At 73.3% G+C, this 21,798-nt stretch carries 18 protein-coding genes; 11 read left to right on the forward strand and 7 right to left on the reverse strand.

What is annotated here, in order from left to right:
- Positions 1-13: 13 nt before the first annotated feature.
- Both DMH08_RS03335 and ppdK read right to left on the reverse strand, forming a co-directional pair.
- Complete coding sequence (locus tag DMH08_RS03335) at positions 14-697, reverse strand: YdcF family protein (RefSeq protein ID WP_233617372.1); 684 nt, start codon at positions 695-697, stop codon at positions 14-16.
- A 219-nt stretch (positions 698-916) separates the two neighbouring features.
- Entirely contained in the window at positions 917-3,607 is a 2,691-nt protein-coding gene (ppdK, locus tag DMH08_RS03340; RefSeq protein WP_125611630.1) for a pyruvate, phosphate dikinase, read from the reverse strand.
- Positions 3,608-3,937: 330 nt separating this feature from the next.
- Between ppdK and DMH08_RS03345 the strand changes: the two genes are divergently transcribed.
- From DMH08_RS03345 to DMH08_RS03370, 5 genes are all read left to right on the forward strand, one after another.
- On the forward strand, positions 3,938-5,824 hold the full coding sequence (locus tag DMH08_RS03345) for a glycoside hydrolase family 15 protein (RefSeq protein ID WP_026405595.1): 1,887 nt from the start codon (positions 3,938-3,940) through the stop codon (positions 5,822-5,824).
- Between the two features lie 129 nt (positions 5,825-5,953).
- Complete coding sequence (locus DMH08_RS03350; RefSeq protein WP_125611632.1) at positions 5,954-7,243, forward strand: septum formation family protein; 1,290 nt, start codon at positions 5,954-5,956, stop codon at positions 7,241-7,243.
- Between the two features lie 88 nt (positions 7,244-7,331).
- Complete coding sequence (locus DMH08_RS03355; protein WP_125611634.1) at positions 7,332-8,459, forward strand: hypothetical protein; 1,128 nt, start codon at positions 7,332-7,334, stop codon at positions 8,457-8,459.
- A gap of 80 nt (positions 8,460-8,539) precedes the next feature.
- Positions 8,540-9,781, forward strand: coding sequence for a DUF4190 domain-containing protein (locus tag DMH08_RS03365; RefSeq protein WP_158642243.1), 1,242 nt, complete (start codon positions 8,540-8,542; stop codon positions 9,779-9,781).
- Positions 9,782-10,194: 413 nt separating this feature from the next.
- Positions 10,195-10,947 (forward strand): septum formation family protein, encoded by a 753-nt coding sequence (locus DMH08_RS03370; RefSeq protein WP_125611640.1) that lies wholly within the window; start codon positions 10,195-10,197, stop codon positions 10,945-10,947.
- A 67-nt stretch (positions 10,948-11,014) separates the two neighbouring features.
- Here the strand turns inward: DMH08_RS03370 and secD are convergent, their stop codons facing one another.
- Together secD and DMH08_RS03380 are read right to left on the reverse strand one after the other, a co-directional pair.
- On the reverse strand, positions 11,015-13,291 hold the full coding sequence (secD, locus tag DMH08_RS03375; protein ID WP_026405590.1) for a protein translocase subunit SecD: 2,277 nt from the start codon (positions 13,289-13,291) through the stop codon (positions 11,015-11,017).
- Between the two features lie 61 nt (positions 13,292-13,352).
- Positions 13,353-13,850: a hypothetical protein gene (locus tag DMH08_RS03380; protein WP_125611642.1), complete on the reverse strand. Its 498-nt coding sequence runs from the start codon at positions 13,848-13,850 to the stop codon at positions 13,353-13,355.
- Positions 13,851-14,139: 289 nt separating this feature from the next.
- Here DMH08_RS03380 and DMH08_RS03385 point away from each other — a divergent pair, with 289 nt between their 5' ends.
- Positions 14,140-14,814, forward strand: coding sequence for a hypothetical protein (locus tag DMH08_RS03385; RefSeq protein WP_125611645.1), 675 nt, complete (start codon positions 14,140-14,142; stop codon positions 14,812-14,814).
- A gap of 135 nt (positions 14,815-14,949) precedes the next feature.
- Here the strand turns inward: DMH08_RS03385 and DMH08_RS03390 are convergent, their stop codons facing one another.
- From DMH08_RS03390 to DMH08_RS03400, 3 genes are all read right to left on the reverse strand, one after another.
- On the reverse strand, positions 14,950-16,317 hold the full coding sequence (locus DMH08_RS03390) for a glycine--tRNA ligase (RefSeq protein ID WP_026405587.1): 1,368 nt from the start codon (positions 16,315-16,317) through the stop codon (positions 14,950-14,952).
- 237 nt (positions 16,318-16,554) lie between these two features.
- Entirely contained in the window at positions 16,555-17,886 is a 1,332-nt protein-coding gene (locus DMH08_RS03395) for a DUF1906 domain-containing protein (RefSeq protein ID WP_125611647.1), read from the reverse strand.
- A gap of 218 nt (positions 17,887-18,104) precedes the next feature.
- On the reverse strand, positions 18,105-18,389 hold the full coding sequence (locus tag DMH08_RS03400) for an antibiotic biosynthesis monooxygenase family protein (protein ID WP_026405586.1): 285 nt from the start codon (positions 18,387-18,389) through the stop codon (positions 18,105-18,107).
- Between the two features lie 46 nt (positions 18,390-18,435).
- Between DMH08_RS03400 and DMH08_RS03405 the strand changes: the two genes are divergently transcribed.
- From DMH08_RS03405 to DMH08_RS03425, 5 genes are read left to right on the forward strand one after another with little or no spacing between them, the layout of a single operon-like run.
- Positions 18,436-18,747 (forward strand): DUF6703 family protein, encoded by a 312-nt coding sequence (locus tag DMH08_RS03405; protein WP_125611649.1) that lies wholly within the window; start codon positions 18,436-18,438, stop codon positions 18,745-18,747.
- Positions 18,748-18,779: 32 nt separating this feature from the next.
- The gene (locus tag DMH08_RS03410; protein ID WP_125611650.1) at positions 18,780-19,766 is read left to right on the forward strand and encodes a metal ABC transporter substrate-binding protein; all 987 of its coding nucleotides are present in this window, start codon (positions 18,780-18,782) and stop codon (positions 19,764-19,766) included.
- The gene (locus DMH08_RS03415) at positions 19,763-20,473 is read left to right on the forward strand and encodes a metal ABC transporter ATP-binding protein (protein WP_442778623.1); all 711 of its coding nucleotides are present in this window, start codon (positions 19,763-19,765) and stop codon (positions 20,471-20,473) included. The genes DMH08_RS03410 and DMH08_RS03415 overlap by 4 nt, the downstream gene beginning before the upstream one ends.
- Positions 20,470-21,360, forward strand: a complete 891-nt coding sequence (locus tag DMH08_RS03420; protein WP_026405584.1) for a metal ABC transporter permease — start codon at positions 20,470-20,472, stop codon at positions 21,358-21,360. Before DMH08_RS03415 ends, DMH08_RS03420 begins: the two co-directional genes overlap by 4 nt.
- Positions 21,357-21,737 (forward strand): Fur family transcriptional regulator, encoded by a 381-nt coding sequence (locus DMH08_RS03425; RefSeq protein WP_026405583.1) that lies wholly within the window; start codon positions 21,357-21,359, stop codon positions 21,735-21,737. Before DMH08_RS03420 ends, DMH08_RS03425 begins: the two co-directional genes overlap by 4 nt.
- The last annotated feature ends 61 nt before the right edge of the window (positions 21,738-21,798 follow it).

Genomic DNA, 21,798 nt, shown 5'->3' on the forward strand with positions numbered 1-21,798 from the left:
CGACGGCTCCGCGTCACCGCGCGGACGTCCCGGTGCCGCCGTCCCCGGCCGCGCCGTCGCCCCCGCCCCCGGCGGGCCGGTCGCCGCCGGAGGGCGGGGCGGGCTCGCCGTCGCCGCCGAGGAACGCGTACGACAGGTAGGCGCCCGTCTCCCGGACGATGTAGTACGCCTGCGTCTCGCGGGTCTGGACGCTCGGGCCGCTGCGCGTCGGGGACGCCGCGGCCTCGATGCCGTGGTCGGCGGCCAGCCGCTCGGACCGGAACGAGTGCCACGGGTCGGAGACGACCACGCCGGACGACCAGCCGCGCTCGCCGTACAGCCGCCCGACGGCCGCGAAGCTCTCCAGGGTGTCGCGGCCGGTGGGCACCGCCACGACGTCCCCGGCGGGCACCCCGCCCTTCTCGACCAGCCAGCGGCGGCCCGATCCCGCCTCGGTGTAGGTGTCGCCGGGCTGCTTCCCGCCGACGGTGACGATCGCGGGCGCGACCCCGTCCCGGTACAGGTTCAGCGCGTGCTGCAGGCGCCACTGCAGCGTCGGCGACGGTTTCCCGTTGTACTGCGCGGCGCCGAGGACGATGATCGCGTCCGAGCGCGGACGCTCGTCCTGGCGCGCCTCGTACCAGATGCGCGCGGCGATGGTGAGGGGGGTGAGCAGGGCGACGATCAGCAGGCCGAGGACGAGACCGACCGGGATCACCGCCCGGGACGGTCCGCCTCGCCGACCGTGCCGTCCGCCCCGGCTCCCCCCTGCGGATTCCGGGTGCTCCAGTTCCAACGTCATCGTGTCGGCCACGCTAGTTAGATGGCCCGGCGGATGTGCGAAGTTCCCGGATCGGACGTGTCGCCCGCACCACACGTCCGTCCCCCGCCCTCCGCGCGGCGGCCGGCGCGCCCGGCCGCCGCGCGGAGGGCGCGCTCAGCGGCCGCCGGCCGCGTCCGCCGCCATGATCGCGGCGCGGCCCGCCTCGAGCCGCGCCACGGGTACCCGGAACGGCGAGCACGACACGTAGTCGAGGCCGGTCTCGTGGCAGAAGTGGACCGAGTCGGGGTCGCCGCCGTGCTCCCCGCAGATCCCGAGCTTGAGGCCCGGGCGGGCGCGGCGCCCCTCCTCGGCGGCGATCCGGACGAGCCGCCCGACGCCGTCGCGGTCGAGCGTCTCGAACGGCGACGCGCCGAAGATGCCGAGTTCGAGGTAGCGGGAGAAGAACGCGGCCTCGACGTCGTCGCGGGAGAAGCCCCACGTCGTCTGGGTGAGGTCGTTCGTGCCGAAGGAGAAGAACTCGGCGGCCTCGGCGATCTGCCCGGCGGTCAGCGCCGCCCGCGGCAGCTCGATCATGGTGCCGATCAGCGCGGGGACGTCCACGCCGGTCTCCCGGGCCACGTCCGCGAGGACCTCGCGGGCCTCGTCGCGGACGGCCTCCAGTTCCTGGACCGCGCCGACGAGCGGGATCATGATTTCGGGGCGCGGGTCGCCGCCCGCGGCCCGCCGCGCCGCCGCGGCCTCGGCGATCGCGCGCACCTGCATGGAGAACAGGCCGGGAATCACCAAACCCAGCCGCACGCCCCGCAATCCCAACATAGGGTTCTGCTCGTGCAGTCGGTTGACCGCCTCCAGGAGCCTGCGGTCCCGTGGGTCCGCGCCGTCGCCGGCGAGCGCGACCTTCACCGACAGCTCGGTGAGGTCGGGGAGGAATTCGTGCAGCGGCGGGTCGATCAGCCGGATCGTGACCGGCAGCCCGTCCATGGCTTCGAAGATGCCCTCGAAGTCGCTGCGCTGCAGCGGCTCCAGGGCGTCCAGGGCGGCCTGCCGCTCCGCGTCGTCCTCGGCCAGGATCAGCGTCTCGACGAGCCGCCGCCGGTCGCCGAGGAACATGTGCTCGGTGCGGCACAGGCCGATGCCGCGCGCCCCGAACCGGCGGGCGCGCGCCGAGTCCTCGGGGTTGTCGGCGTTCGCGCGGACGGCGAGCGCGGCGCGCTCGTCGGCGTGCCGCATCAGGCGGTCGACGGCCTTGACGAGGTCGTCGCCGTCGGCGGCCGCGAGCCCGCCCTCGAAGTACCGGACGACCGGGGAGTCCTCGACCGGGACCTCGCCGAGGTAGACGTCGCCGGACGACCCGTCGATCGAGATCACGTCGCCCTCGGCGACGGTCGTCCCGTCCGGGGCGGTGAACCGGCCCGCCTTGACGTCGACGTCGAGTTCCTCGGCGCCGCACACGCACGTCTTGCCCATGCCGCGCGCGACGACCGCGGCGTGCGAGGTCTTGCCGCCGCGGGACGTCAGGACGCCCTGGGCGGCCATCATCCCGGCGAGGTCGTCGGGGTTGGTCTCGCGGCGGACGAGGATGACGTCCTCGCCGCGCTCGGCCAGCTCGACGGCCCGCTCGGAGGTGAACACGACCTTGCCGACGGCGGCGCCCGGCGAGGCGTTCATGCCGCGCGTCAGCTTGGCGATGCCGTCGGTGGTGGAGGTGAAGCGGGGGAACATCAGCTGCGCGAGCTGGTCGCCCTTGACGCGGCGGGCGGCCTCGTCGGCGTCGATGAGCCCCTGGTCGAGCAGCTGGCAGGCGATGCGGAACGCCGCGGCGGCGGTCCGCTTGCCGACCCGGGTCTGCAGCATCCACAGCTTCCCGCGCTCGATCGTGAACTCGATGTCGCACATGTCGAGGTAGTGGTTCTCCAGCTTCTCCATGATCTGGAGGAGCCGGTCGTAGGACGCCTTGTCGAGGCGCTCCAGCTCGGTCAGCGGGACCGTGTTGCGGATGCCGGCGACGACGTCCTCGCCCTGCGCGTTCTGCAGGTAGTCGCCGTAAATGCCCTGCTGCCCGGACGCGGGGTCGCGGGTGAACGCGACGCCCGTCCCGGAGTCCATGCCGAGGTTGCCGAACACCATCGAGCAGATGTTCACGGCGGTGCCGAGGTCGACGGGGATGCGCTCCTGGCGGCGGTACAGGATCGCGCGGGGGGCGTTCCAGGAGTCGAACACGGCGCGGACGGCGAGGTCCATCTGCTCGCGGGGGTCGGTCGGGAAGTCGCGCCCGGCCTGCTCGCGGACGATGGCCTTGAACTTCTCGACGAGGCCCTTGAAGTCCTCGGCGGTGAGGTCGACGTCGTCGGCCGTCCCGCGCGCCTTCTTCGCGGCGTCCACGGCGTCCTCGAACAGCTCGCCGTCGATGCCGAGGACCGTGCCGCCGAACATCTGGATGAGGCGCCGGTAGGAGTCCCACGCGAACCGCTCGTCGCCCGCCTGGGCGGCGAGGCCCAGCACGGACTCGTCGTTGAGGCCGACGTTCAGGACGGTCTCCATCATGCCCGGCATGCTGAACTTCGCGCCGGACCGGACGCTGACCAGCAGCGGGTCGTCGCTCTGCCCGAGGCGCTTGCCCATCGCGCGCTCGAGCTCGGCCAGGTGCCGGTCCACCTCGTCCTGGAGCCCGTCGGGGAGGCCCCCGTGCTCGAGGTAGTGCCGGCACGCCTCCGTGGTGATCGTGAACCCGGGAGGCACGGGCAGTCCGAGGTTGGTCATCTCGGCCAGGTTGGCGCCCTTGCCGCCCAGCAGATCTTTGAGGTCCTTGTTGCCCTCAGTGAAGTCGTACACGAACTTCGCCACGGGGAGCTCCTTCTCGCTCCGGTTTCTGCCAGGGACAGTGCCGGTCCCGCTCCCCCGGAGGCGCGCGTCATCGCGTTCCCCCAGGCAGTCGCGTGTCCGCTGCCCTGTTTGCCGGGACTGTACCCGCGCTGTGATGGTTTGTTCGGCGCCCGGTCACCGGAGGGGCGTTCTCGCAGGTCAGATGCTGGATAGTGGTCTATTCCACTAGGACACTCCGGACATGCGTCACAGATTCCCCGGGCGGAGCACGCCCGGGGCGACATTCGCGCCCGTCGATGGCGTAGCCACCGGACGCGAGAGGGAATGATGGAGGATCAAGGAGGTGAGGCTGTGAGGCCGAAGGTCGCCGGCGGCCGGGCGGGAGATCCGTTCGCCCCCATCGCCGATTACGGGTTCCTGTCCGACTGCGAGACGACCGCGCTGGTCGCCCCCAGCGGGAACATCGAGTGGATGTGCCTGCCCAAGATGGACTCGCCGAGCGTGTTCGGGTCCATCCTCGACCGCGACGCCGGCTACTTCCGCGTCGGCCCGGCCGGGGTGGAGGTCCCGGCGGCGCAGCGCTACATCCCCGGCACCATGGTCATGGAGACGACCTGGTGGGTGCACGGGGGCTGGCTGGTGGTGACGGACGCCCTGCTGATGGGGCCCTGGCACCACGAGACGGAACGGTCCCACACGCACCGCCGCGCCCCCACGGACTACGACGCCGACCACGTCCTGCTCCGCATGGTGCGCTGCGTGAACGGCCAGGTGCAGGTCCGGCTCGACTGCATGCCGGTGTTCGACTACGGGCAGACGCCCGCCCGCTGGGAGCACACCGGCGCCGGCTACCACGAGGCCGTCGCGCGGGGGAACGGCGTCGGGCTGCGGCTCACGACCGACATGAACGTCGGTTTCGAGGGGTCCCTGGCGACCGCCCGCACCCTGCTCAAGCAGGGCGAGGCCCGGTTCGTCGCCCTGTCCTGGAGCGAGCACGCCGCCCCCGCCACCTACAAGGAGGCGCAGGAACGGCTCGTCTGGACGGTCCACCACTGGCAGCACTGGCTGGACCGGGGCCGGTTCCCCGACCACCCGTGGCGGGCCCACCTGCAGCGCAGCGCCCTCACCCTCAAGGGCCTGACGTTCGCGCCGTCCGGCGCGGTCGCGGCGGCGGCGACGACCTCGCTGCCCGAGGCGCCCGGCGGCGACCGGAACTGGGACTACCGCTACACCTGGATCCGCGACTCCACCATGGCGCTGTGGGCGTTCTACACCCTCGGCTACGACTGGGAGGCCAACGACTTCTTCTACTTCATCACCGACGTCGCCGAGGCGGCCGAGGGCAAGCTGCAGATCATGTACGGGCTGGACGGCCGGGAGGAGCTGCCCGAGTCGACGCTCGACCACCTGTCGGGCTACGACAACGCCCGTCCCGTCCGGATCGGCAACGAGGCGTACATGCAGGCCCAGCACGACGTCTGGGGCGCGATCATCGGGTCGGTGTACCTGTTCGTGCGCAAGCGCGACCGGCTCGACGACCGGCTGTGGAAGATCATCGTGAAGCAGGTGGAGGACGCGCTCGCCAACTGGCGCACCCCCGACTGCGGGATGTGGGAGGTGCGCGGCGAACCCCAGCACTTCACCTCGTCCAAGGTGTTCTGCTGGGTGGCGGCCGAGCGCGGCGCCCGGCTGGCCCGCATCCGCGGCGACGCCGAGCGCGCCCGCCGCTGGCAGGCCGCGGCCGACGAGATCCACGCCGACGTGCTCGCCAACGCCCTCGACGACCGCGGGGTCTTCACCGCCCACTACGGCGCGACGGCCCTGGACGCGTCCGCGCTGCTCATCCCGCTGCTCGGGTTCCTGCCCGCCGACGACAAGCGGGTCCGCGAGACCGTCCTGGCGATCGCCGACGAGCTCTCCGAGGACGATCTCGTCCTGCGCTACCGCGCGTCCGAGACCGACGACGGGTTCGAGTCCGACGAGGGCACGTTCACGATCTGCTCGTTCTGGCTGGTGTCGACGCTCGTCCTGATCGGCGAGCTGGACCGTGCCCGGGCGCTGTGCGAGAAGCTGCTGTCGTACGCGAGCCCGCTGCAGCTGTACGCCGAGGAGATCGACCCGCACACGGGCCGCCACCTCGGCAACTTCCCGCAGGCGTTCACGCACCTGGCGCTGATCAACGCGGTCATGCAGGTGATCCGGGCGGAGAACGACGAGGACCAGCCGCCGCTCGCCTGACCGCGCCGCCGTGGCCGGGCCCCCGCCCCGGCCACGGCACGTTTCAGCACAACGGCCGATAATGGTCATATTCGCCGCCGCCTCCGAAAACGAACGCGGTCCGCCGTCCAAGATCATTAAGTTCGCGGTGTGACCACGCCTCCGGACGCCCCCGGCGCCGACGACAGCCCCAGCGGATCCACGCGGCGGCCGACGGGCGCCGTCCCGTTCCCGGACGCCCCGAGCCCCGCCCCGGCCTCGTTCTCGGGCGCCCTCCCCTTCGCGGACGCGCCCGGAACGGAAGCGCCGCCCTTCGCCGGCCTCCCCGAGACGGACGCGTCACCGCCGCCGCCCGCCGGGACGTACGCCGCCCCGTCCCAGGGGCCGCCCCTGCCCGTCGCCGGGCTCGGCGCCGCCGGGCTCGGCGCCGCCGGGACCCCCCCGCCGGCCGCCAAGCGGCGGACGGCCCGGTTCGCCGTCATCGCTCTGGTCACCGGCCTCTTCGGCCTCGTGCCGGTCGCGCTCGGGTTCGGCATCGCGGCACTGCTCCTGCGGCGCGGGAACCGGCGGGGCAGAAGCTTCGCCATCGCGGGCATCGCCGCCTCCCTCGCCTGGTCCGCCATCGTGTACCTGCTGGGGCCCGTCGCCCTGGAGGCCCTGTTCGCGGTGGAGCGCGACCGGTCGGGCGCCATCTCGAAACCCGGCACCACGCTGTTCTCGGTGCTGCGGAAAGGCGACTGCTTCACCGGCGACGACCTTCCCGAACGGCTGCGCCTGGTCGAGGCGGTGCCGTGCACCGAACCCCACACCGGCGAGGTCCTCATGCGCGCGGCGCTGCCCGACGGCCCGTGGCCGGGCGGCGAGCGCGCCGAGCTGGCGACCCGCGTCGCGTGCGGGCGCGAACTCGTCCGGCTGCGCAAGAGCACCGCGTACCCGTCCCTCCTGCCCTACTTCGAGGTGCCGAACGTCGTGAACTGGAAGACGGGCGACCGGGAGGCCGCCTGCGCCGTGCACCACCCGGACGGCGCCTACCGGGGGCGGCTGGCCGACACGGTGAAACCCGGGCGGCGGACCTTCGACGAACTGGCCCGCTGGCGCTGCGTCAGGAACCTGGCCTTGGAGAAGCTCCCCCTCGTGGCGCCGGTGTCCTGCGCGAAACCGCACGCCGCCCAGGTCTTCGCCACCTACGAGGTCGAACCCGACGCGGAGCACGCCCCGCTCACGTACCCGCCGCATCCGGGCGAGGAGATCCTGGAGGCGCAGGCGCTGAACCGGTGCGAGTCCATCGCGGCCGACACCTGGCCCCGGCCGCCGGCCGCCGGCCTGCAGCTCGTCGCGGTACCGCCCGGCCCGTACGACTGGGAGGGCGGGATCCGGAAGGTCGTGTGCCTGCTCGCCTCCCCGGGCGACCCGCTGCGCGGCAGCCTCGCCCCCCGCTGACGGACGCCCCCTCCAGGGCGGTCACGTTTCGGCATCGAGCGCCGAAAGCCGCACGGTTCGTGATGGAAGATCATTACATTGCCGCCCCGTGACCACGCCACCCGACGCCGGCGAGGCGGACCCCGCCCCGGCCGGCTCCTGGACCCCGCCGGACGCCCTCCCTCCCGCCTCCACCGAAGCCACGGAGGCCGCCGGGGCCGCCGCAGCGGCGACCCCGACGCCTGCGGAGAACCGGGCCGCCCGGGAAACGGACCGGACCGCCGTCGTCGCGCTGATCACCGGGCTGATCGGCCTGGTCCCCCTCGCGGTCCCGTTCGCCGTCGCGGCGCTCGTCCGGCTCCGGCGGGGGACACGGAAGGGCCGGGCCCTGGCCGCCGGCGCCCTGGCGGCGTCCCTCGCCTGGACGGCGGCCGCGGCCCTGGCGGCGGTCCTGGCGTCGTCCGACCCGGCCCTCGACCGCGACGCGGCGGGCGCGGTGACGACGAACGCCGAGGTCCCGTTCGCGGAGCTGCGGGACGGCGACTGCTTCAGGGGCTACGACTTCCCGACGCCGATCGAGAGCCTGGGAACCGTCACGGCGGTTCCCTGCACGGCGCCCCACACCGGCGAGATCATCGCGCGCGTCCCCCTCCCCGACGACGCGGCCCCCAGCACGCCCAACATCGTGTGCACGGACAAGTACATGTACTTGCAGAAAAGCCGTGCGCAGAAGCAGCTCGCGCCCCTTTTCGGCGTCCTGGAAACCGGCCGGGGCAAGGCGGGCGAACGATGGATCGTCTGCGCCCAGCACTACAAGGGCACAGGACTCCGGACGCCCCTCGCCGCGACGGTGGACAACTCGCTCAAGGCGTACTACCAGCTCACTCCCGGGACGTGCATCAAGAGCCGGACGGTCGAGAGGCCGATCGTGACGTCCGCCGTCCCGTGCAGCGAGCCGCACTGGAACGAGGTGTTCGCGACCTACGAGATCTCCGTGGGCGGCACCTACGCTCCGGGGACCCTTCCGGAGCTCCCCAGCGAACTCGTCTACCGGGACGCGCTCGCGCGTTGCGCCGCCGAAGCCAGGAAACTCTTCCGGAAAGTGCCGCCCAAGCCCGGCCTGGAGATCGAGGCCCTGCCGCCGCTTCCGGCGGACCGCGAGCGCGGGATCCTGACCGTGCTGTGCACCGTGCGCGCCGACGGCGAGGGCATGCGGGGCTCGATCATGCCCGGCTGAGGTGTCCGGTACCGGTCATCCGCGGCGCGGAGCGCCGACGGTGCACGGTTCGTGATTCAAGATCGTTAACGTGCTGAACCGTGAGCACGCCACCCACCTCCGGCGCGGCCTCCGGCGAACCTCCCCACGAGAACGGCCTCGAGAGCCGGGAAACCGCCGAGTCCCCGGATTCCTCGCCCCCGATCGTCTGGGCGCCGCCGGACGCCGGGAGCGCCCCACCGGCCGCCCCCGTCCCGCCGCCCGCGTCGGTGCCGACGGGGCCGCCGCCCGGACCCGCGCAGCCGCCTCCTCCGGCCGGGGCCGTGCCGCCGGGGCCGCCGCCCGGGCCGGTACCGCCGCCCGGGCCTGAGGCGTCGACGGCGCCGGACGGGCCGCGGCGGACGAGCCGGCTGGCGATCGTCTCGCTCGTCACCGGGCTGCTCGGCCTCGTGCCGCTCGCGATCGCGTTCGGCCTCGCGGCGCTGGTCGTCCTGCGGCGCCGGACGCGCAAGGGGAAGGGCCTCGCGTTCGGCGGGCTGGCCGCCTCGCTCGTGTGGACGGTGACCGCGGCGGCCGTCGCGGCGGCCGCGGTCGTGGCCGAGTTCTCCGTCGACCGGGACGCGGCCGGGCGGATCACGGAGGGCGGCAAGGTCCACGTCTCGGCGCTCCGCGAGGGCGACTGCTACACGGGCTTCGGGCCGGACGACGTCCAGATCGCGCTCGTCGAAGCGGTGCCCTGCACCGAACCGCACCGGGGCGAGGTGATCGCGCGGGTGCCGGCCGCCACACCGCTGCTGGACGGGTCCGAGGTCTGCCCGGACCGGACCGCCCACCTCGAGACGAGCCGCCACTACGACGAACTCGAGCCGTACATCCACGCGCCGCGGACCATGGACGGCGACGAAGCCGTCATCTGCGCGATGCACTACATCGGCGACGAGCCGATCACGACCAAGCTGGGAGACACCCTGGACGACTCCCTGAAGAAGTTCGAACATCTGCAGGTCGGCGAGTGCCTCAAGGATGTGTCCGGCATGCGGATGTACACGTACATGAGGTCGCTGCCCTGCACGCGGCCCCACCAGTACCAGGTGTACGCGGCCTTCGAGGTCCCGTACCGCGGTGACCCGGCCGGCGCCCCCGACCAGGAGTACATCGACAAGAAGGCCGAGAAGGGCTGCGACGACCGGTTCTGGAAGGGGATCGACGAGCAGGAGGGCGTCGAGTACGAGTTCACGTTCATCACGCCGACGCCGGAGACGTGGCACGCGAGCCGGGAAGCCCTCTGCTTCGTCAGCCTCTCCGGCGAGCGGCCGTTGACGAAGTCGATCGTGACGAAGTGATTCGTCCCTGTTTGATCACATTTCGGCGTCATACATGGCCGATGCACGGTTCGTTATCGGCGATCGTTAGATTCCTGCTCCGTGACCACGCCACCGAACGCTGACAGCGTCGAAGAATCCCCTGCACGGCCCCCGGACGCCGCCCCGGACGACGCGCCCCCGCCGCCCCGCGCGAGCCCGCTCGCGATCACCGCCCTCGTCACCGGACTCCTCGGGATCGTCCCGCTCGCGGTCGCGTTCGGCGTCGCCGCGCTCGTCCGGTCCCGGCGCGGGACGTCCGGGGCCGGGGGCTCGCCATCGGCGGGCTGGGCGCGGCCCTCGCCTGGGTCGCGGCGTGGACGGCCTTCGTCGTCCTCGTCGCGCCGTCGCCCTCCACCGGGGACGGCCGGTCCGGCGGGACGTCCGCGAACGGCATGGTTCCACTCTCAACGCTCGGCGAAGGCGACTGCTACACGGGGGTCGCACCGAACGCGACCCGGCTGGCGTCGGTGAAGACCGCGCCCTGCGACGGGCCCCACCAGGGCGAGGTGATCGCGGTCGCCCCGCTCAGCGCGGCGCCGCGAGCAGAAGGGGTACGGCGGGAAGACTCGACACAGGTCGACCTGGCCGCCCCGCTGTGCGTCGAACGGGCGGCGTTCCTGGAAAAGAGCCGCTTCCTCCCGGATCTCAAGCCGTACGTGCACGTCGGCTCAGGCGCTCCGGGCGCGGAGCCCACGATCACCTGCGCCATGCACTACACCGGATCGGACGTGCTCGACACCCGGCTGGCCGAGACTCTCGATCCGGACCTGACGACCTACGCGACGCTGAAGGTCGGCAAGTGCATCGAGGACCTCGACGACGTCGACTACGAGACGTGGCCCGTCGAGATCGCCCGGCCGGTCCCGTGCACGCGGCCGCACCGCTACCAGCTCTTCGCGAACTTCGGCGTCCCGGCCTTCGAGGGCGCGACGTGGTACCCGCGCCCGCAGCAGGAGATCGACGAGGAGGCCGACCGCGAGTGCGTCGCGAAGGCGCAGCGGAAGCTCCCCGGCGCACCCGCCGTCGAACTGGAGATCACCCGGTACGTCGGCAAGCCCGAGCAGGGGATACGGAACGCGCCCGTCCTGTGCTTTGTCGGCAGGCTCGACCGCGCCGATCTGAAGGAGTCGATCGTGTCGAAGTGAGGCCGGACGGTCCGCGCCGCCGGCGCCCTGGTGGGCGCCGGCGGCGCGGCCGGTCGCACGGGGCCGGTCAGACGACGGCGCCCGAGTCGTCCGCCGAGCGGGGACGGGACGGGCGGGACTTCTTCTTCTCGTGCGGCGGCGGCGACTTGGCGTACCGCTCGAACACGATCGCGAGCGGCGTCCCGGTGAACACGCTGGAGTACGTGCCGACGACGATGCCGATCAGCAGCGCGATCGCGAAGTCGGTGAGCGAGTCGCCGCCGAGGACGGCGAGGGCCGCGAGGATGAACAGGGCGCCCATGCCGGTGTTGATCGTCCGCGGGATCGTCTGCAGGACGCCCATGTTCGCGATCTCCGCGAACGGCTTCTTCGGGTTGGCGCCCCACAGCTCGCGCACCCGGTCGAACACGACGACCGAGTCGTTGACCGAGTAGCCGATGACGGTGAGCAGGGCCGCGAGGAAGACGCCGTCGATGGGTTTGCCGAGCCACGCGAAGACGCCGACGACGATCAGCACGTCGTGGAACATCGCGAGGACGGCGCCCGCCCCGAACGTCCAGCGGAACCGGATGGTCAGGTAGGCGAGCTGGGCGAGCAGCGCGACGCCGAGCGCGATCAGCGCCTTCTGCCGCAGCTCGCTGCCGAGGCTCGGCCCGATCAGCTCGTCGCGCTGCTTGGTGGCCTCGCCGCCCTCCTCCGCGAGCGCCTTGCGGATGTTCTCGACCTCCTGGTTGGACAGGTCGCTGGTGCGGACGGAGATGTCCTTCTCGCCGGACGTCTGGACGATCGCGCGGGGGAACCCGGCGTCGGAGACGGCGGAGCGGGCGACGTCGATGTCGACCGTCCGGGCCGTGGAGTACTCGACGATGCGGCCGCCGGTGAACTCGACGCCGAAGTTCAGGCCGCGGGTGGCGATGCCGGTGACGGCGAGGACGACCGCGAGCCCGGAGATCGTGAGCCACAGCCGGCGCCGCTTCATCAGGTCGGGCCCGCTGTTCTCCAGCCACCGGCGGATGCGGCCGGGACCGCTGAGGCCGCCGGCCCGGGACTTCATCACGCGCGGCATCCACGTCGCGGCGGCGTCGAGCAGCACCCGGCTGATCAGCATCGCCGAGATCAGCGAGGCGATGACGCCGATGGTGAGGGTGACGCCGAAGCCCTTGACCGGGCCGGACGCGAGGAAGAACAGCAGGGCGGCGGCGAGCAGGGTCGTGACCTGCGAGTCGGCGATCGCCGACCACGCCTTGTTGAAGCCGGTGTCCAGCGCCAGGCGCGGATGCCGCCCGGGGGCGAAGCCGCGTTCCTCTCTGGCCCGTTCGAAGGCCAGCACGTTCGCGTCGATCGCCATGCCGATGGCGAGGACGAACCCGGCGAGGCCGGGCAGGGTGAGGGTCGCGCCGATGGCGACGAGCGCGGCGTAGGAGATCAGCGCGTACGTGCACAGCGCGATGATCGACAGGAAGCCGGCGAGGCGGTAGACGGCCGTGATGAACAGGGCGGTCAGCGCGATGCCGATGACCGCCGCGCGGGCGCTGGCGTCGATGGCCTCGTCGCCCAGCGTCGGGCCGACCACCCGCTGCTCGATGATCTTGACGGGCACGGGCAGCGAGCCGCCCTGGATCAGCGCGGCGAGGTCCTTGGCCTCGTCGGGGGTGAAGTCGCCGGTGATCTGGGTGGAGCCGCCGCTGATGCCGACGCCGCAGGGGACGCTCTGCACGACCCCGGGCGAGGAGATCACCCGTCCGTCCAGGACGATCGCGGCGCGCCGCTCGTCGCCGGCCTTGCAGGCGGCCTCGGCGGTCATCTGCTGCCAGATGTCGTCGCCGTTGCCGCGGAAGTCGATGGTGACGGCCCACCCGCTGAGGTTCTGCGGGTCGTAGACGGCCTCGGCACCGCCGATCTGGTCGCCGGTGAGCTTGGCCGGGCCGATGAGGATCGGCTGGCCGCTCTCGTCGTTGATCCGCTGCTGCCCCTGCTTCGGCTCCTCGGCGGTGGGCGGCAGGACGGGGTGCACGGTGAGCTGGGCGGTGCGGCCGATCACCTCGGCGGCGCGGGACGGGTCCTGCACGTCGGGCAGTTCGACGATCAGCCGCCGCTCACCGGACCGGGTGAGCGACGACTCGGCGACGCCGAGGGCGTCGATCCGGCGCTGCAGGACCTCGCGCGCCCGGTCGGTCGACTCCCGGTTCGCCTCGACCTGCGGGGTGTCCTGCGCCTCGAGGACGATCTGCGTGCCGCCGCGCAGGTCGAGGCCGAGCCGGGCGGGTTCTTTCAGCGCGAAGTACAGCGATGCGGCGAGCACGGCGAACGCCAGTACCGCCCGCACCAGGGTGGCGCGAGTCAAAGGGGAAACCTCTCCACACGGGGTTGTCGGTGCCGCGGGGGCGCGGCGCCGCGAACGGTCGTCAGATCCGTGCGGAAACGGGCGGGGCGCGCCCGCGCGGGGCGGCGCGGGGCACCGCCGCCGGGCGGTCGGGGGCGGCCGCCGGACGGACGGCCGGCGCGTGCGGCGGCGGGACGTCGATGTCCGGAGGCGGCGGCGCGGCCTCGGCCTGCCAGTCGGGGGCGGCGAGCGCGTCGGTCTGCCGGGCCAGCGCCGCCGCGGCGGCCTCCGCGTGCCGGGCGTTGCCGCGGTCGGCGAGGCCCGCGGGCGCGGGCCGTCCGCGCGACGGGACGCCCTGGACCGCGCCGGTGCGCAGCCCGGTCCCGGAGACGGAGGCGGACGCGCCGGACCCGCCGGACGCGGCGGTGTGCGGGCCCTGCCCGCCGACGAGGCCGAGCAGGCCGAGCGCGACGACGAGCATCCGGGCGAGGAGTCCCGCGGGGGCGGCGCGCCGCCCGGCGTACCGCGAGGCCCGCGCCCGCAGGCCCGCCCGGCCGGGCGTGCTGGGAGGGCGCTGCATGGTCCCTCCCGTCGTTGGTCCTCGGCTCGCCGCGATGCTCTGGCAAACCTAGCCCACACCGGCGGCCGGACGCTCCGGGTTCGCCGAGGGTTTGACCAACCGACGAACTTTCCTGTCAAGGGCGTCCGCCGCCACATCGGCCTTCCCATTCCGGCCAGGTCCGCCCGACCTGCGGGGACGGCCGCGTGTCCGGATCCGGTCGGCACTGTACTTACCGGTCGGTATTGCCGGGGATCTGAAAGCGAATTACTTTCACGATGCCCACCCCAACCGGACAAAGGAGCATCCGGTGGCACGAATCAGGCAAGCTGCAGTCATCGGGACGGCCGCGGTGGCCGTCCTCGCCGCGGGCGTCGCCCCCGCCTCCGCGGCGACCACCACGATCCGCGCGGGTTCGGCGGGCGCCGCCCCCTACGCGGGCAACGTCCAGGCGTCCCTGCTCGGCGTCGCGACGGTCTCCACCTCGATCGGCAGCGGCTCCTGCGACGAGTCGACGATGACCGGGTCGGTGGACTCCGACGGCACCGACCTCGCCATCGCGTCGGCGAGCTTCAGCGGCGCGAACGGCGGCCCGTGCTCCGGGACCACGTCGTCCACCATCACCGCGCAGAACCTGCCGTGGACGGGCGGCGCCGTCGCCCACGACCCGAACGGCACCCGCGGCCGCGACGCGAGCGTCACGATCGCCAACTTCCGGGTGCAGGCCGTCGTCGACCTGTTCGGCGGCATCACCTGCGTCTTCGGCGGCACCCTGACCGCCGACGGCTTCAACGGCGACAACCCGAACCGTCCCGACACGGGCAACGGGCAGGCCCAGGTGGGCGTCGCGGGCGCGACCGTCTCCAAGCAGGGCGGCAGCTTCCTCTGCCCGTCCAAGGCCACCGTCACCGCCACCTACGAGCTGCTCGGCGAGTCGACGCCCGGCTCCGGCACCTACGACCAGTCGCTGTACGTCACCGGCTGACGCACGCCGCCCGGCCGGCGCACGTCGCCGGCCGAACCGCTCCCACCGAACCCCGACTCCCATGACGGCGGGCCGCCCCCTTCCCGGGGGCGGCCCGTCCTCATCGTGTCCGGACGCCGCGCGGACGCCCCGCGGTCAGCAGCCGACGAGCTGCGCCGCGAGGAACGACTCGACCTGCGAGATCGCGATGCGCTCCTGGCTCATCGTGTCGCGCTCCCGCACGGTCACCGCGTCGTCCTCGAGCGTGTCGAAGTCGACCGTGACGCAGAACGGGGTGCCGATCTCGTCCTGCCGGCGGTAGCGGCGGCCGATGGCGCCCGCGTCGTCGAAGTCGACGTTCCAGTGCCGGCGCAGCCGCGCCGCGAGGTCGCGGGCCTTCGGCGACAGGTCGGCGTTGCGCGACAGCGGCAGCACCGCGACCTTCACCGGGGCGAGCCGGCGGTCGAGGCGCATCACCGTGCGCTTCTCCATCTTGCCCTTGGCGTTCGGGGCCTCGTCCTCGGCGTAGGCGTCCATCATGAACGTCAGCGTGCAGCGGTCGACGCCGGCCGCGGGCTCGATGACGTACGGGGTGTACCGCTCGCCGGACTCCTGGTCGAAGAACGACAGGTCGGCGCCGGACGCCTTGGAGTGCGTCGACAGGTCGTAGTCGGTGCGGTTCGCGACGCCCTCGAGCTCGCCCCACTCGCCGCCGACGAAGTTGAACCGGTACTCGACGTCCACGGTCCGCTTGGAGTAGTGGGACAGCTTCTCGGCGGGGTGCTCGTAGAGCCGCAGGTTCTCCTTGCGGATGCCGAGGTCGACGTACCACTGGAACCGCTCGTCGATCCAGTACTGGTGCCACTCCTCGTCGGTGCCGGGCTTGACGAAGAACTCCATCTCCATCTGCTCGAACTCGCGGGTCCGGAAGATGAAGTTGCCGGGCGTGATCTCGTTGCGGAACGACTTGCCGATCTGGCCGATGCCGAACGGCACCTTGCGCCGCGCGGACTGCTCCACGTTCTTGTAGTTGATGAAGATGCCCTGCGCGGTCTCCGGCCGCAGGTAGGCCAGGCCGGATTCGTCCTCGACGGGGCCGAGGTAGGTCTTGAGCAGGCCGTTGAACATCCGCGGCTCGGTGAAGGAGCCCTTCACGCCGCAGTTCGGGCAGGCGAGGTCGTGCAGGCCGTTCGCGGGCGGGCGGCCGTGCTTCTCCTCGTACGCCTCCTCCAGGTGGTCGGCCCGGAAGCGCTTGTGGCACGACTGGCACTCGGTCAGCGGGTCCACGAACGCCTGCACGTGGCCGCTGGCCTCCCAGACCTCGCGGGCCAGGATCACCGACGAGTCGAGGCCGACGATGTCGTCGCGGCCCTGCACCATGGACTTCCACCACTGGCGCTTGACGTTGTTCTTCAGTTCGACGCCGAGGGGGCCGTAGTCCCAGGAGGCGCGAAGCCCGCCGTAGATCTCACTCGACGGGTAGACCAGACCCCGCCGCTTGGCGAGATTGACGATCGTCTCCATCACGTCGGAACGGCGTGCCATGAATCCTTCTCCATCCGGCTGGCGGTCGGCGGGACAGTGAGTGCGCCCCCGGTCCGCGGGAACGGCGGACGGCGGCGAGTGTGATCCCCGGTGATTGCGTCCGAGGCGCGGTCCTCCCCGGCGCCTCCGAGCATTCCCCAGCTTAGGGCACCGGAGCGGGTCCCCTGCCGTGAGGCTCGCACACGCCTCCGCACATCCGCGACCGCTTTTCGGACGTCAGTAGGCGTAGCCGTCGACGATGTTGCTGTCGATGTTGAGCGTGACGCCGCCGTGCCGCTCCTTGTGGGGGCCGCGGTACTGCTTGATGCGGCGGTGCGGCGACCACAGGTCGTCCGGGAAGTACCGGTCGCCGTACACGTCGGCGCGGCCGTCCCAGTTGGCGAACCAGATGCCGTCGGGCTTCCTGATCCCGGACGCGCGGGCCACGTCGCGGACGCCGGACGCCGCGCTGCTGTACATGCAGGGCCGGTAGCCCTGCTTCTCCAGCTCGCCCACCCAGGCGTCGACGAAGTCGAGCACGGCCTTGCGGCACCCCTTCTTGGAGGTGTCGTACGCCTCCATGTCCAGGTAGACCGGCTCGCCCGGCGGGATCCCGAGGTCGCGCGCCTTGCGGGCGGCGTCCACGGCGTTCTCGCGGCCCTGCTCCGCGGCGTTGCGCTTGGTGAAGCGCTGCGGGCGGGGCCCGCAGGGCGCCTGGAGCCCCACGTAGGTCGGGGTGATCCGGTAGCCCATGCCGCGGACCTCCCGCACCCACGCCTCGGTGAGGTTCGGCTGGGCGCAGCCGCGCGCCGCGCCGCCGATGTAGATGTTGGTGACCTCGAAGGCGTCCCGCCAGCGCGCCATCGTGTCGAGGGACGGGGCGGTGCAGGTGTCGAACCCGCGCCCGCGCGCCCAGGGCCGCCGCGGCGCCGCGCCGGAAGCCTGCGGCGCGGCCGCGGAGCCGCCGCTGCCGGACGCCCGCGGCGTGGGCGGCTCGGGGTCGGCGCGGCGCCCGGTCGCCGGGGCGTCCTCCCCCGGCCACGACGCGCTGAGCCGGACGCCGCGCAGCACGCGCTGGAGCGCCGCGGGATCGTCCCCGTACACGCCGGTGATCGCCACGCCCGCCTCGGGCAGCGCGACCCGGGTCTCGCGGTCGACGGACGGCTCGACGGTGTACGAGGCGAGCCGGTCGGCGCGCACGGCCGTCCGAGACGACCGGCCGTCGCCGAGCGGCGCGACGTGGACGGCCGAGGCGCGGCCCACGACGCGGGCGGGGCAGTCGGGCCGCTCCCCCGGCCGTCCGAGGTAGACGGCCCGCCGGTCGAAGCGGACGCAGCGGGCGGGGTCGCGGTCGAGCCGGTGCACCTCCCACCCGTCCGGCACCCGGATGCGCAGCCCCCGGTAGCGGACGACGCGCTCCGCGCCCCCGGTGCCCGCTTCGGCGGTCGCGGCGGCCGGCGCGGCGGGCGCCCCGGCCGCCGGCCGCGCGGGCGCCTCCCACAGGACCGCGCCGACGGGCGCGAGGACCGCGGCCCCGGTCAGGGCGCTGAGCAGGACGGCATGGCGCATCGCGTCTCCCCCGAGGATCGCCGGGCCCGGCGGCCCGCGACATGATCGTGACGCGGCAAAGATCACCTTGGACGCGGTGCCGAAACGGCGCCCGGAAGGATCTTGCCCGCCGGTTGCCCGGTTTTGGGACGCGCCTCCGCGTGTCGCGGGCCGCCGTTCACCCGGCGGAGACGGCGCGGTGGGGGGCTACGCGTCGGGGGGCTACGCGGTGGTCACGATCACGCGGTGGTCACGATCTCGTAGGCGCCCGGCTCGTCCACGGCGTACGCGGCCAGCGGGATGAATTCCATCCGGACGGCGGGCGCACCGAGGGCCCGCCGGTAAAATCCTGCCCCGTCCCATTCGGTGACGAGGGCCCACAGGACGGGGTCGTCCACGGTGCGGGCGAGCCGGCCGGTGCGGAAGCCGGGGCTGGCGGACAAGGCGGTGAGCACCGCGCTCATGCGGGCGGCGAAGCCGTCGGCGTCCTCGCCGGGCACCCGGTACCGGGTTATCGCGATCATCCGCCCATCCTGGCAGTACGTTGGGCGGACGGAGAGGGGAGGCGGGATGCCGGGCGAGCGCGCGACGGGATCGACGGGCCTGCGGGCGGCGGTGGAGCGGTGGAGCGCCGCGCCGGTGGTGCTCCTGCACCGGCTGCCGCGCTGGACGCTCCTGGCCGCGGTGTTCGCGCTGCTGGTGCTCGGCATGGCCGGGACGGGCTGGGCCGCGGCGGCGGGCCTGTTCGTGCTGGCGCTGTTCCTGGCCTGGTTCGCCTACCTCAACTGGCCCGCACTGGAGGCGCCGGGCCGGCTGCTGCGGGTGGTCGCGGTGACCGTTCTGGCCGGGTTCGCCGTGGCGCGCATCATAGGTCGGTTTTGACAATCATTTTCAGGTTTGAGCATACTGATGACGTGCTCAGATCCCGCAAAACCCTGCGAAACCTCCCCGCGGCCGCGCTCGCCCTGACCGGGCTGGCGGCCGGCCTCACCGCCTGCGGCGACGCGGACGGCGACGCCCCCGCGGGCACCGCCGAAGTCGTCGCGTCCTTCTACCCGATGGCGTGGCTGGCCGGCCGGGTCGGCGGCGACGACGTCCACGTGCGCACCCTCACCGCGCCGGGAGCCGAGCCCCACGACCTGGAGCTCACCGCCAAGCAGGTCGCGAGCGTCCAGCGGGCCGACCTCGCCCTCTACGTGAAGGGCATGCAGCCGGCCGTGGACGACGCCGTCCGCGAGCACGCGGAGAAGTCGGCGCTCGACGCCGCGAGCGCGGTGAAGACGCTGCCCCCGCCCGCCGAGGAGGAGGAGCACGCCCACGAGCACGGCCACGAGGGCGAGCACGGCCACGAAGGCGAGCACGGCCACGACCACGGCGACGCCGGGTACGACCCGCACATCTGGCTGGACCCGAGCCGCATGGCCGCCGTGGCCACCGCGCTCGGCGACCGGCTCGCCGAGGTCGATGCGGAGAACGCCGCGGAGTACGAGAGCCGCGCGCAGGAGGTCGCGAAGCGGCTCACCGACCTCGACGCGAAGTTCAAGGACGGTCTCGCCTCCTGCGAGCGCAAGGGAATCGTCACCGCGCACGCGGCGTTCGGCTACATGGCGCACCGGTACGGGCTCACGCAGATCTCGATCGCCGGCGTCGACCCGTCCAGCGAGCCCTCCCCCGCCCGGCTGGCCGAGCTGACCGAGCACGTCAAGGAGGCGGGCGCGACGACCGTCTTCACCGAGACGCTCGTCAGCCCGAAGGTCGCCGAGACGCTCGCCCGGGAGGCCGGTGTGAAGACCGCCGTGCTCGACCCCGTCGAGGGCGTCGAGGAGGGATCGTCGGACGACTACCTGACGATCATGAACAGGAACCTGGAGACCTTGCGACCCGCCCTGGGATGCTCATGAAACGAGACGACGCGGCACCGCTCGCACCGCCGTTCGCCATGACCGGCGGGCACGTCCGGCGGGACGGCCGCGAGGTGCTGGCCGGCGTGGACCTGCGGGTCGCCGCCGGCGACGTCGTCGCGGTCCTCGGCCCGAACGGCGCGGGCAAGTCGACGCTGGTGAAGGCGCTGCTCGGGCTGGTCCCGCTCGCGGCGGGCCGCACCGAGATCTACGGGGAGGCGCCCGCGCGGTTCCGCGACTGGAAGCGCGTCGGGTACGTGCCGCAGCGGCTGCCGATGGGCGGCGGCGTCCCCGCGACCGTCCGCGAGGTCGTGGCGTCCGGCCGCGTCGCCCGGCGGTCCCGGTGGCGTCCCGCGTCCGTCGCCGACCGCGCCGCCGTGGACGGCGCCCTCGCCGCGGTCGGGCTCGCCGACCGGGCCCGCGACACCGCGCACCTGCTGTCCGGCGGCCAGCAGCAGCGGGTGCTGATCGCCCGCGCGCTCGCCGGGGAGCCGGACGCCTTCGTGCTGGACGAGCCCACCGCCGGCGTCGACGCGGGCAGCCAGGAGGCGCTCGCCGCGACGCTCGGCACGCTGACCGGGGCCGGCCGCACGGTCGTCCTGGTCGCGCACGAGCTGGGCCCGATGGCTCCGCTCGTCACCCGGACGGTCGAGCTGGCGCACGGCCGCGTCGTCCGCGACACCGAGCCGCTGGGGAGGCCCGCGTGATCGAGATGCTGCAGTACGACTTCATGCGCGTCGCTTTCGCGATGGCGCTGCTGATCGGGCTGACCGCCCCCGCCGTCGGCACGTTCCTGGTGCAGCGGCGGCTGTCGCTGCTCGGCGACGGCGTCGGCCACATCGCGCTGACCGGCATCGGGCTCGGCCTGCTGACCGGCACCTCCCCGGTGCTCGCCGCGCTGGCCGTGTCGGTGCTCGGCGCGATCGCGATCGAGGTGCTGCGGGCGCGCAGCCGCAGCGGCGGCGACGTCGCCCTCGCGTTGATCTTCTACGGCGGCCTCGCGGGGGGCGTGATCCTGACGAACCGGGAGGGCGGCGGCGCGAGCCTCCAGTCCTACCTGTTCGGCTCGATCACCAGCGTGACGGCGTCCGACCTGTACGTGGTCGCGGGGCTCGCCGTCGTCGTGCTCGGCGTCATCGCCGTGTTCGGCCGGGAGCTGTTCCTGCTGTGCCAGGACGAGGAGGTCGCGCGGGCCGCGGGCCTGCCCGTCCGGTTCCTCAGCATCCTCATCGCGGTGACGGCCGCGGCGACCGTCGTGATCGCCATGCGCGCGATCGGCCTGCTGCTGGTCAGCGCGCTGATGATCGTTCCGGTCGCGGCCGCGCAGCAGGTCACCCGCGGGTTCCGGGGGACGATGCTGCTGGCGATGGGCGTCGGGGTACTGTCGGCCGTGACGGGGCTGGCGGGCTCTTTCGAGTACGATCTGCCCCCGGGTCCCTCGATCGTGCTGCTCGCCCTGGCGGTGTTCGCGGTCGCGGTCGCCGGGGGGACCGTGGTTCGACGCGGACGTGCCCGGACGGGCGAGGCCCGGGAGGTGATCCCGGACCCGGCCGGTCCCGGCAGGGAAGCCGAGGCGGAGGTGCTCAGAGGATGACGACGGCCCGCCGGGACGCGGTGCGGCAGGCGCTGGCCGGCTGCGAGGGATTCCGCAGCGCCCAGGACATCTACGCCGACCTGCGCGCCGACGGCTCCAAGATCGGCCTGACGACGGTCTACCGGGCGCTGCAGGCGCTCAGCGACTCGGGCGAGGTCGACGTGCTCCGCACCGACGAGGGCGAGGCCGTCTACCGCGCCTGCCGGACCGAGGAGCACCACCACCACCTGGTCTGCCGGGGCTGCGGCAGGACGGTCGAGGTGGAGGGCCCCGCCGTGGAGCGCTGGGCCGACGCGATCGGCGCCGAGCACGGCTTCACGAACATCACGCACACCGTCGAGGTCTTCGGTACCTGCGCCGACTGCGCTTCCTCCTGACCCGCGCCCGGAACCGCCCGGCGGCCGCGTCGGGAGCGCCCTCGCGGGGCGCCCGTCCGGC

It is taken from the genome of Actinomadura sp. WAC 06369, assembly GCF_003947565.1.
GTDB lineage: Bacteria > Actinomycetota > Actinomycetes > Streptosporangiales > Streptosporangiaceae > Spirillospora > Spirillospora rifamycini.

Excerpts from the sequence above, each read along its gene's own strand:
- DMH08_RS03370 (WP_125611640.1), top strand. The coding sequence starts at position 10,195 with ATGGTTCCACTCTCAACGCTCGGCGAAGGCGACTGCTACACGGGGGTC.
- DMH08_RS03380 (WP_125611642.1), bottom strand. The coding sequence starts at position 13,850 with ATGCAGCGCCCTCCCAGCACGCCCGGCCGGGCGGGCCTGCGGGCGCGG.
- DMH08_RS03390 (WP_026405587.1), bottom strand. The coding sequence starts at position 16,317 with ATGGAGACGATCGTCAATCTCGCCAAGCGGCGGGGTCTGGTCTACCCG.
- DMH08_RS03395 (WP_125611647.1), bottom strand. The coding sequence starts at position 17,886 with ATGCGCCATGCCGTCCTGCTCAGCGCCCTGACCGGGGCCGCGGTCCTC.
- DMH08_RS03400 (WP_026405586.1), bottom strand. The coding sequence starts at position 18,389 with ATGATCGCGATAACCCGGTACCGGGTGCCCGGCGAGGACGCCGACGGC.
- DMH08_RS03405 (WP_125611649.1), top strand. The coding sequence starts at position 18,436 with ATGCCGGGCGAGCGCGCGACGGGATCGACGGGCCTGCGGGCGGCGGTG.
- DMH08_RS03415 (WP_442778623.1), top strand. The coding sequence starts at position 19,763 with ATGAAACGAGACGACGCGGCACCGCTCGCACCGCCGTTCGCCATGACC.
- DMH08_RS03425 (WP_026405583.1), top strand. The coding sequence starts at position 21,357 with ATGACGACGGCCCGCCGGGACGCGGTGCGGCAGGCGCTGGCCGGCTGC.